This is a genomic window from Corynebacterium tuscaniense (assembly GCF_008693065.1).
Classification (GTDB): domain Bacteria; phylum Actinomycetota; class Actinomycetes; order Mycobacteriales; family Mycobacteriaceae; genus Corynebacterium; species Corynebacterium tuscaniense.
Genome location: NZ_VXKH01000086.1, coordinates 1 through 5,133, shown reverse-complemented (window position 1 = coordinate 5,133; position 5,133 = coordinate 1). Strand labels below are relative to the sequence as shown.

Sequence of the window (5,133 nt, the reverse complement as noted above, 5' to 3'; positions counted from 1 at the left end):
CACCACGATCGGCCTGGCCGCCTGCTCCGACTCCGGCAGCACCACCGCCAGCACGGCATCCTCTGAGGTTGCCACGTCGGCACGCACTGCGGACGCAGCGCTGACGGTGAAGGACGCGGCGGGCCGCACCATCGAGTTCGCGGAGATGCCGGACCGCATCGTGCTGGCTGAGGGCCGCGCAGCCTACGCCACCGCCCTGCTGCAGGAGAACCCGCTGGACAACATAGTTGCGTACGGCCAAGACCTGGTGAAGAACGCGGGCGCATTCCGCGATAAGCTCCTCGAACTGCAGCCGGAAGCGAAGGATCTGCCGGCGATCGGGATGATCCAGAAGGGCGACGTCACCGTTGAGAACCTGCTCGCGCAGGACCCGGACGTGGTCATTATGACGCTCGACCAGAAGAAGGCCGCCGAAGAGGCCGGCATGATCGCAGACATGGATGCCGCCGGCATTACCTACGCCTACATCGACTTCCGCCAGAAGCCGCTGGAAAACACCACCGTATCCATGCAGCTTCTGGGTGACCTGCTCGGCCAGAGCGAACGCGCCGCGAAGTACAACGAGTTCTACGACGCGAAGGTCAAGGAAATCTCCGAGCGTGCAGCGAAGATTGCCGAGAAGCCTGACGTACTGCTGTGGACCGCAGCCGGATACAACGAGTGCTGCGCCATCGCAGGCAACGTGCACCTGGGCACCTTGGTCACCGCGGCCGGCGGCCACAACCTCGGCCCAGAAGTCCTCGGCCCGGAAAGTAAGACCATCACCCCAGAGAAGATGATTGAGCTCGACCCGGAGAAAATCATTGTCACCGGCGGCGAGTGGGCGCGCGACCCGAACAAGACCGACCTCTTCCGTCACGTGGAGATGGGCTACCAGTCTGATGTCAAGCTGGCGAAAGAAACTAGCAGCGGCCCGCTGCAACTGCCCGGCTTCGAGCTGCTCGAAGCGCCGCAGACCGGCAACTATTTCGCCGTGTACCACCAGTTCTACGACAACCCGTTCAACGTCTTCGCGCTTGAAGCCTTTGCCAGGTGGATCCACCCGGAGGAGTTCGCTGACTACCACCCCACCAAGGACTTCATCGAGTTCCACAAGGAGTGGATGCCGTTCGAGTACAGCGGCGTGTTCTTCTACGATCCTGCGAACCCGGACGAGAGCTAACCCATGACAACTCGAGTATCCGCGCAGCCCGCCGCAAACGTGGATGCTCGCCAGGCCGCGATTACGAGCTACCACAAGCGCGGGCGCAACAAAGCGTTCGCTATCGTGGGGCTGGTCATCGCGGCCTTCGCGAGCTTCCTCGTCGCCGTCGTCGTCGGCCCCATCGACATCGCACTTGCCGACGTCTACAACGCCGTTTTCCACCCCGAGTCGGTGGAGGATCAGACCCGCGTGGTCATTCGCACCCTGCGCTTGCCCGCTGCGGTGATGGCACTGCTGTGCGGCGCCGCGCTCGGCCTCGCTGGCGGGCAGATGCAGACCATCTTGGACAACCCCCTTGCCGAGCCCTTCACCCTCGGTATCTCGGCGGCAGCCGCGTTCGGTGCGGCGATCGCCATTGTGATGGGCTGGACGCTCATCCCGAACCCGCAGTTCAACCTGGCGCTCACCGCGGCGATCGCAGCACTTCTCGCCGTCGCTATCGTGGCAGTCGCGTCCGTGTGGCGCGGCGCCACCGCCGAATCGATGATCCTCCTCGGAATCGCGCTGAGTTTCTTCTTCCAGGCCCTGCTCTCGCTGCTGCAGTACAGCGCCAACATCGAAGCGCTCCAACAGATCGTGTTCTGGACCATGGGTTCGATGCAGCGCGCGAACTGGACCGCGAACGTCATCCTCGCTGTGGTGGTCGCCGCAGCGATCCCCTTCTGCGTGGTCAACTCCTGGCGCCTAACGGCACTACGGCTTGGCGACGATCGCGCTGCCGCCCTCGGCATCGACGTCAAACGCCTGCGCCTCACTACCTTGCTTGTGGCATCCTTCCTGGCCGCCTCGGCGGTCGCGTTCACCGGCATCATCGGCTTCATCGGCCTTGTCGGCCCCCACGTCGCCCGCATGCTGGTGGGCGAGGACCAGAAGTTCTTCCTTCCCGGCGCGGCAGCCGCGGGCGCGATGCTGCTCAGCGTGGCTTATGCGGTATCGCTCTCCATCATCCCAGGGCTCGCGATCCCCATCGGCATCATCACCTCGCTGGTCGGCGTGCCGTTCTTCGTCTTCCTCATCTTCACCCGCGCACGAAAGAGGGGCTAACCGTGGTAATTTCCGCTGAGCACCTCACCGTCGGCTACGGCCGTGCCACGATCATCGACGACATGACCTTCGGCCCGCTGGAAGAAGGCAAAGTCGTAGGGCTCATCGGCCCAAACGCCGCCGGCAAGTCCACGCTGGTGAAAACCATCGCGGGGATTAAGAAGCCGTCGCAAGGCACCTGCTCCATCGTCGTCGATGGGTGCGAAGTCACCGGCAAGTCTCGCACCACCGCCATCGGCTACGTGCCCCAAGACATGCTGACCACCGCGTCACTCACCGCGTTCGAGTCCATCATGGTTTCCGCGAAGCGCCGCGGCGCGGTCGATGCTGATCCAGTCGCGGCAACGGCGGACATCATGGAGCGACTCAACATCACGCACCTCGCCGACCGCATGGTCTCCGACATGTCTGGCGGCCAGCGCCAGTTGGTCAGCGTCGCGCAGATGCTCGTGCGCACCCCGAGCGTCTTGCTTCTCGACGAACCCACGTCCGCCCTCGACCTGCGCCACCAGGTGCACCTGCTTGACATCATCCGCGATGAAGTGGTGGGAACCGACAGGCTTGCCCTGGTTGCAATCCACGACCTCAACCTCGCCGCACGTTTCTGCGACGAGCTGCTCGTCGTCAAAGCGGGCCGTGTCGTGGCACTGGATACCCCGGCCGCGGTGCTCAACCCTGAGCTCCTCAACGAGGTCTACGGCATTAGCGCCCGCATCCTCGACGACGACGGCGTGCCGGTCATCTGCCCGGTGTGAATGCGCGGGCCCATATCCAGCCCGGCCAGTTCATGTCCGGGTTCCAGGGACGCATCGCTGGGGCTAGCTTCGCGTGGGAAGTCGAGCGCGACGCGGTACACCCTGACTACACGTTAGCTACACATTGAACTTAAATTCGACGACGTGTCGTTGAGAAATACCCTTTACCCTATGGACATACAGTAGAAGCTGCTAGAGATTGAGTAGATACAAGAAGTAAAAAGCGATAGCTAGGATCGCAGTACGACCTTCGAGACCGCGACGACGGCTGCTACCGTAGGCCTCGTTGCCTAACTGACACCAACGCCGTGTCCACTGCTCGGGGGACACCCCCAACATTAATGCTGCCCTGTCGGCAGACCAGGGCGGCCGTGTGAGTATCGGATAATAACGCGTAGTTCTCCAAGGGTCTGGACACAGGAGATTCCTTTCCTCAGTGGTACGACCAGAGGGAGAAGAAACATCCACCCCGGTGCACCCGCTCCGGTGACAACGACCCATCGCCCGCAGCAGGTGGCAATCGTCACGGTTATCCCTCTTTTTCAGATTCCTGTCCTCGGGATCAGAAAAAGATGGGGACCTGTCATAGGTCAGTGAGCATCTGCTGCATCTGGGCGATCTCGGCCTCCTGGTCGTTGATAATTTGTTCGGCCAGGGTGATCGCATGGGGATTCTGGCCGTCAGCAACCTCGTCACGGGCCATGTCGACCGCACCTTCGTGGTGGGCGGTCATCTGCTCCAGGTATAGACGGGCAGCCTCGGTGCCCTGGGCTTCCTCAAGGGCTGTCATGTCCTCCTGGCTCATCATCCCGCTCATGCCCCCCATCTCGCCGTGATCCATGCCACCCATCTCGTCCATGGTCCCCATGCCCCCAGAGTCGGTGACCGGCTGCTGGCCCCAGGCCTCGAGCATGGCGTTCATCCGGTCAATCTCCGGTCCCTGGGCATCAATAACCCCCTGGGCAAACTCCACGGCCTGGGCGGGGATACCCTCCTTGGCCAGGAGCATCTCACTCATCTCCACGGCCTGTTGGTGATGAGGGATCATCATCTGGGCAAACATGATGTCCGCGTCGTTGTGATCGGCGGAGATCTCCCCGTCCGCCTCAGTTTTCGCCGTGGTGGTCTCGGTCGTCTCAGCGGTAGTCGTCGCAGTGCTGGTGGTCGAGGTGGTGGCGTCGGTGTTGCCTGACTCGGTGGCCTCACCGCAGGCGGTCAGCGCCAGGGAGGAGGCCACGGCGAGAGCGGAAAGAACAAGGGTGCGCTTCATGGTGGAGCCTTTCAGGGTCATACGGGGGCAGTGGAGAGAAGTGGTGGATCAGTGGATGGCGGTGGATGCCGGAGTAGGCGTGGTGTGTTCCTCCTTCGACTCGGTCGGAGCCAGGTGGGCCGGATCCAGATCAATGCGGCGCAACAGCTGGGCGTTCAGAGCCACCACGATGGTCGAAACAGACATCAAGATCGCGCCCACGGCCGGGGACAGCACGAACCCGATCGAGGCGAGCACGCCGGCGGCCAGCGGCACGGCGAGGATGTTGTAGCCAGAGGCCCAGATGAGGTTCTGGATCATCTTGCGGTAGCTGGCCTGCGAGAGCTCAATCATCGACAGCACTGCCCGCGGGTCATCACTGGCCAGGACCACTCCGGCGGATTCCATGGCCACATCCGTGCCGGCCCCGATGGCGATACCGACCTCCGCGCGGGTCAGAGCAGGGGCGTCGTTGACACCGTCGCCGACCATGGCCACGCTCAGGCCACGCTCCTGTAACTGGGTGACCTTGGTGTCCTTGTCCTGGGGCAGGACCTCGGCGAAGACCTCATCGATCCCCAGGTCCTGGCCAACTGCCTGGGCCACCTGCTGCGCGTCACCGGTGATCATCGCGACCTTCACCCCGCGGTCCTGCAGGGCTTTCACGGCGGCGCGGGATTCGGGGCGGATCTTGTCCTCGACGGCCACCGCACCGATGATCTGACCGTCGCGGACAATATGGAGCACACCGGCCCCACGCCCGGTCCAGGCGCTGGTGGTGTCGGTGAGCTCGGCCGGGGTGGTGAGGTTGAACTCGCGCAGCATGTTCGGCCCGCCCACGAGGATCTCAGCGCCATCGACAGTGGCCCGGACTCCCCTGC

5 protein-coding genes are annotated in these 5,133 nt (G+C 63.4%); 3 read left to right on the top strand and 2 right to left on the bottom strand.

Annotated elements, in window-relative coordinates; translation table 11 throughout:
- From F4V54_RS10110 to F4V54_RS10100, 3 genes are all read left to right on the top strand, one after another.
- Positions 1-1,162 (top strand): ABC transporter substrate-binding protein (locus F4V54_RS10110; RefSeq protein WP_428840493.1); only part of this gene is annotated, 1,162 nt, incomplete at its 5' end.
- Between the two features lie 3 nt (positions 1,163-1,165).
- On the top strand, positions 1,166-2,248 hold the full coding sequence (locus tag F4V54_RS10105; RefSeq protein ID WP_102723223.1) for a FecCD family ABC transporter permease: 1,083 nt from the start codon (positions 1,166-1,168) through the stop codon (positions 2,246-2,248).
- A gap of 62 nt (positions 2,249-2,310) precedes the next feature.
- The gene (locus F4V54_RS10100; protein ID WP_102723270.1) at positions 2,311-3,003 is read left to right on the top strand and encodes an ABC transporter ATP-binding protein; all 693 of its coding nucleotides are present in this window, start codon (positions 2,311-2,313) and stop codon (positions 3,001-3,003) included.
- A gap of 583 nt (positions 3,004-3,586) precedes the next feature.
- Here the strand turns inward: F4V54_RS10100 and F4V54_RS10095 are convergent.
- Together F4V54_RS10095 and F4V54_RS10090 are read right to left on the bottom strand one after the other, a co-directional pair.
- Positions 3,587-4,273: a DUF305 domain-containing protein gene (locus F4V54_RS10095; protein ID WP_170253150.1), complete on the bottom strand. Its 687-nt coding sequence runs from the start codon at positions 4,271-4,273 to the stop codon at positions 3,587-3,589.
- A 48-nt stretch (positions 4,274-4,321) separates the two neighbouring features.
- Positions 4,322-5,133: HAD-IC family P-type ATPase (locus F4V54_RS10090; protein WP_150387046.1), on the bottom strand; the 812-nt coding region annotated here is incomplete at its 5' end.

Coding starts and splice junctions, on each gene's coding strand:
- F4V54_RS10105 (WP_102723223.1), top strand. CDS start 1,166: ATGACAACTCGAGTATCCGCGCAGCCCGCCGCAAACGTGGATGCTCGC.
- F4V54_RS10100 (WP_102723270.1), top strand. CDS start 2,311: ATGACCTTCGGCCCGCTGGAAGAAGGCAAAGTCGTAGGGCTCATCGGC.
- F4V54_RS10095 (WP_170253150.1), bottom strand. CDS start 4,273: ATGAAGCGCACCCTTGTTCTTTCCGCTCTCGCCGTGGCCTCCTCCCTG.